This window comes from Effusibacillus pohliae DSM 22757, assembly GCF_000376225.1.
GTDB classification, from domain to species: Bacteria; Bacillota; Bacilli; order Tumebacillales; family Effusibacillaceae; genus Effusibacillus; species Effusibacillus pohliae.
Genome location: NZ_AQXL01000056.1, coordinates 1 through 5541 on the forward strand (window position 1 = coordinate 1; position 5541 = coordinate 5541).

2 protein-coding genes and 1 pseudogene are annotated in these 5541 nt (G+C 51.3%); 1 reads left to right on the top strand and 2 read right to left on the bottom strand.

The features are described from left to right. A partial coding sequence (locus C230_RS22830) for a hypothetical protein (RefSeq protein WP_040392504.1) occupies nt 1-379 on the top strand: 379 nt, incomplete at its 5' end. Nucleotides 380-662: 283 nt separating this feature from the next. Here the strand turns inward: C230_RS22830 and C230_RS0100945 are convergent. Together C230_RS0100945 and C230_RS23770 are read right to left on the bottom strand one after the other, a co-directional pair. Further along, nucleotides 663-2393, bottom strand: a complete 1731-nt coding sequence (locus tag C230_RS0100945; protein ID WP_018130209.1) for a TOTE conflict system archaeo-eukaryotic primase domain-containing protein — start codon at nt 2391-2393, stop codon at nt 663-665. Nucleotides 2394-3350: 957 nt separating this feature from the next. Then, a pseudogene (locus C230_RS23770) lies at nt 3351-5257 on the bottom strand (hypothetical protein). Nucleotides 5258-5541 lie beyond the last annotated feature (284 nt).

The following is a 5541-nucleotide window of genomic DNA, read 5'->3' on the forward strand; positions in this document are numbered from 1 at the left end:
AGCGGTGCGGAGGCGGAAATCCCGTTCGGCTGCCTTCACCAAGTGGGAAGAAGTCCTTGATGTGGTGAAACGGATGGCGGTGGTGTCCACGATCACCATTGGCCTTGAGCAGTATGTTGCGGGGGAGGCGGGAGGATATACGCCCGAAACAGCCCATCTTTTTCGGAAGGCGAACTCGGTTCGACATGTCGGGGCACCCATTGACCTCACGTGGGAGCTGAAGTTGGGAGATCATCGGTTTTGGGTGCGAGGTGATTGGGACGAGTTGAAGCGGGTCTGCGACGAGGACTGGAGCGCCCTTCACATCCTCACATACCGGATTCACGAGCAACTGCTTGAATCGATCCAGAACGGAGGCAAGAATCCTGAGGGGACGTAGGGGGAATGACATTGGGACTGCGCTGGCGGTCCCGTACATAGGGGGAAAACAGTTCAAGCATCCGAAGCAAGCCATAGAATTTAGAATCTGAAATCTTGAATTTAGAATTTAGATTCTAATGTCTAATCCTGGATTATGAAGCAGGGAGACTCCTGTCAAAAAGGAAGTGATAATCACAACAGCCTAATTAATGTGGTGGAGAATGTCATTGAGAGTTCCGGATGATCATGGAGATATGTAACTCCCCAAAGGGGAGGTCGGATTTTGTTAGGTTTTCCCGTGGCTAGCCGGCAATCCTTTTGTTCTCGATAACTGCCAAAATGCGATGATAGGAAAAGGGGTAAGCCTTCTTGAGTTGTTGCCTGGTAAAAAGCTTGAGAAGCAGGCGATACCATAGATCCACTGTCCAGGTTCCTGAAGTGATGGTGGCGAGCACTGTATCGATGTCTTGGGTACCAGGAACCTCTGTCAGGGTATATTGATTCGTTTTTGACTTCCTTAAACCCGTTTGATGGGAATAGTTTTCCACAATCTTTAAAACCCCTCGTTCATCCCGCAGTTCCCGAATGGCGTCCACGAGCGAGTCTTTGGCCATGCCGGTAAGCTGTTGCATGCGGGCGAAGCCAAAGTAAAAATACCCTCCAACCATCCGATATTGGTACAACGCCGCCAGGAGGAGCCTTTGCGCCGCCAGGTTCGGTGTTTTGCTTCGGATCCAATGCACATCTCCAGCCGTGAAATCGACCGACGCCTGAATTCCCCCGGTAAAGCGGTGTTCCCACACATATTTGGCGATGTGGTCCAGGTCCTTCAAATGCGCAAACCACCTCGTTCGGATGTTTGCGCCGTTAAGTTGGTACTGTTTTTGGGACCAATCAACAAGAATCTCCAACAACTCATCGTATGAGCCTGGTTTCAGGTGGTTGACCGCATATGCCGCCGCCCGCAGGGTCGTGTTGTGGCGGGTGCCACGTGCTTCAATCCCGAGTTTGAAAGCCATTTCGGTGGCGGCCGCCGACCAGGAGTCATCCATTCGGATTTTTCGTTTGCGAGCTTTTAGAGCTTTCCGTTCCGCCTCAAATTGATCGAGGAGTTTCCGGGGGATCGGCCGAATCTGAAGGTAATAACGGTACGGATCGGTCAGTGGCGTCAAAGTGAAAGCGTCCACAAACCCGCAGAACGTTTTAGCCTCCCAGTGGATGCCCAGGGGCAGTTTAATCGCTTTGGTGAGGGGGAGGCACTCCACGCTGACTCGATCCATGGACACGTCAGGGTGATTGGTGAAATACACGAACAAGTTTCGAGCCATTGTGTGGCTGATCATCTCGTCGAAGAAAAGGGAGACGTGATACCCCTTGCCACCGCTTGCGGAGACATGGGGTTCGAGTTGATGGCGCTTCATCACTTTGACCAGCGCACGGACGACCTGTTTCGCCCGCATTTGGGCGTCGGCAGCCGATTCTCCCCACTGGGGCACCGCATCCACGTCAAACACCACGACTTTGGTTTTCGATTTGAAGCGGGATTTGACACCCACGGTGTGCCGACCACGAAAGTGTTTTTTGAGGGCTTCTCTGGTCAGGCGGTTGCAAGGCCAACCGGTCGACTCGGGAGTAATCGTGAACCACTCCGCTTTGTTCTCCAGTTGCTCCATTAGTGTCCACTCCATCCGGCTGGGCGCATAAAGTTCCAGTGTCTTTTCAACAAGGGCGTTGATCAGGCTGGTCGGCCCAAAAAGCCGGGCGTAGGTTTCTGACAAGGTTTCTTGACGCTCCATCCACGGATCAACTGGGCCGTCCGGATGTTCCTGCTGCTCCAGTTCGACAAGCTTTTCGGGCTTTCGGATCCGTTTCAATTTCCGTTGCGGTTCCAGGAAGTCGGCATGAGATTTCAGATGTGACGCCCATAACCGGGGGAAGCTTCTGCCGCACAAAGCGCAACAAACGTGCGTGTCCGAGAGACGGGGCAGTAATTTTTCTCGAAAGTTCGTAATCGTAAAAAATTCGTTGTACATATGCGTATCACCTCCAAGGAGGGGGGATGTGGCCCAATCGTAGAAAAACTTTCTCAAATATTGCAAGCTTTACAATACGAGGAGTAGGACAGATAAAAGATTGCGTGAAACCGTTTGGTTTTCTTCGGCGGACAACAAAGAGCATTTTTTTGCCGGATCAGACTATCATTTGGAGGTTGTATCTTTCTGAAGGAGGAAGAGAGGACCAAAGGAGTAGGAGAGATAACCAGAAATAAAGTGCATACTCCGTGGAGGACAGAGCGGTCTTGTTCTTATTCAAGCCGTAACAGGTTGGACAGTTTGCATACAGTGTCGGACACTTGGAATCGAGGCTGCTTTCATGGAAAAGGATGTATTCGCAAGGGAGAGCTGGAGATCGGAAACTGCTCTATGGATGGTTTGATACCACGACTTGAAGCACAACCTGACAGGGAGATGGTGTGTTGACGCCTTCCAAGCCAAGGGTAATGACTCCAGTGGTGACGTTTGAAAAAGCGATAGTCTGCCCCTTTGCTAAAGATGACGGACAGTCCACCTTTCCGAGCCAACCTCCTAAATCGGGTGATTATCAACACGTTGCTGTAGGTGCTGCAACACATATGCACAAATTTGATATGCATTTTACAACCGATTGTAACCGTCAAGTACTTTTGAACAATTTTCGTTAAATAAAATTGAACAACCCAACCTCAAAAAATAGTCTGTCGGTGTTTGAGTCGGTAGCTATCTTCCGTTGAGATGAATCACCTCGCTTTTATGCAAAATTCGGTCTAAACCCCCATGCCCCTGGCGGGGCACAATATGACCATTGAAAATCGCTGGATGTGCTGTTTTCTCATCAAATCATCTGGAATGTCAAATTGCAGTAATTGTAAATTGCTGCATCTGCTGTATGTCTCGGCCGAAGATCGATAAGCCAAAAAGACCACCTGGCGAGGTCAGGATGGTCTTTTAATATTAATACTCATTGAAATACTTTTGAATTTCAGCAGGGTCATTGGTTTTCGTCAGAGCCAACATCAGCAGAATACGAGCCTTTTTCGGGTTGATGTTGTCTGAAGAAACAAAGTGATTTTGGTCGTCAACGCTTCATGAGTCACCATGCCTTCGGGCACACGGGTGTCACGTACAACAACGACACCTTTTTTCACCGCATCTTGCAGCCTCGGCAGGGTGTTATCGTGGACGGATCCGTTACCGGTTCCAGCGTGGATGATCCCTCTCGCACCCGCTGCTACTGACGCATCGACGAGTGTGCGGTCATCGTCAGCGTGGGAATAAGGCACTGACCAATTGCCGATCGAGTTCTTCACCCGTTCCGTAATGGTGTACGTTCCAGCCTTCGGGAAGTTGCTGGGCGGCGTGCTTTGTGTCACCGTCCCGTTCGGACCCGAAATGGTCCACTGACGCTCCACGATTGGATACGTTCTTCCATAGGAGGAATCCGAATAGGAAATCGTGTCATACGTCATGGCCGGGTTCGGGGACAGCGTGAAGCTTGCCACCGGTGCTTCCGTCACTCGCACAGTTTGCGTATACCAATCCGACCATAGACCCCTCGAATCCTGAATGCGCAGTCGAATCGTATAAGTTCCTTCATACGCAAAATTCGTCGGCGCATAGGATTGGTACCACGAACCATACGGCCCGGAGATCCACCACTGACGGTACACGATCGGGTACCCCTGTGGATCGTACTCGGAAAGGTTCACACTCAATGTGTCGGCCGTGGTTGCCGGATTCGGATTCACAGTAAAGCTGGCCGTCGGCGGAATCGGCGCTTTCACCACGAGAGTCTGGGATGTCCAGTCGGACCAGGTTCCGGTCGTGTCGGCCACCCGCTCACTGATGGTGTAGACGCCAGGCGTTGAGAAAGAGGACGGAGCACTCCACCACTGTGTCCACGTTCCGGTCGGGCCCGAAATCTGCCACTGCCGCTGGTTGATCCACTGGCCAGGGTTTGGCGTGGAATCATTCGTTTGGTACGTCACCGTATCACCCGTATACACCGGATTGGGGGTCACCGTAAAGGAAGCCGTCGGTTTTCCATACACATTCAAAGTTTGGGAATACCAGGACGACCAATACCCGCCGGAATCCTGCACCCGGTACTGGACCGTGTATGAGCCCGGCCGGTTAAACACCTGGTTTGGCGGCGACGAATAGGTGGTCGTACCGGTCGGACCGCTGATCTGCCATTCATGACGGGTGATCGTACGTCCGCCCTGAGCCGAAGAATACGGCGTGAACGTCACCAACTGGCCCACCGTCGCCGGGTTGGGCGATATGCTGAAGCTGGCGGAAGGATTGGGATTGTAGTAGTAATTGGATGGCGTATAGGACCATCCCCCTCCGCCGGAGCTGCTGGACCCAGAACTGCTGGAGGTTCCGGATGACGACCCTGTGTTGATATCAACCCGGTTTCCTGCCCCATAGGAGTTCCACGTTGCCTGTCCGTTGGAGTTCACCCAGTTTCCGTTCGAGTCGTATGTGTGACCCAAGCCTCGATTGTCATTGTAGACATTGCCATACCCTACAAACTGTCCATTATTGTAGATCGGAACGGTTGAGCCAAAGTTGTTGTAGGAACCACTTCCACTTCCATATCCTCCAATACGGTCTACCTCAGATGACTGCCCAGTCCACTGGAAACTGTCCGGAAGAGCACGGCCATTGGAGTTAATTGTATAAGTGTCTCTATAATGGGAACCATCAGCTCTATAGACATCAACATATCCATCCCCACGCCACCGAACAGTAGTGCCATCTCTTAACGTGTAGTCTGCAAATGCAACCCCGACAAGCAGTAAACTGGTCAATGAAAGGGCAACAATAATCCGTCGTTTACGACCTTTCTTTGACATATAGATTCCCCTCCCTCAAAGAATTAATGTTTTCTTCGTTTTTCTCGCCATTACGCATGTTTTCATCTTTCACGAACGAAGCGCTTGAGGATAATATTTGACGAAAAGTGAATATTTGGGATCGACCCGTTGGCGGGAACAGAGATGTTGGTCACCTCGTTTTTAAAAGCCATATGGTCGCATATGGATCTCCACATGTACCCTTGCGGTTTACCCTCCCATATCTCCCTGGGTCGATGCCCTTACATTCCTTCGTTCTACCTCTCAAGGGGTGGAGGCCGGGT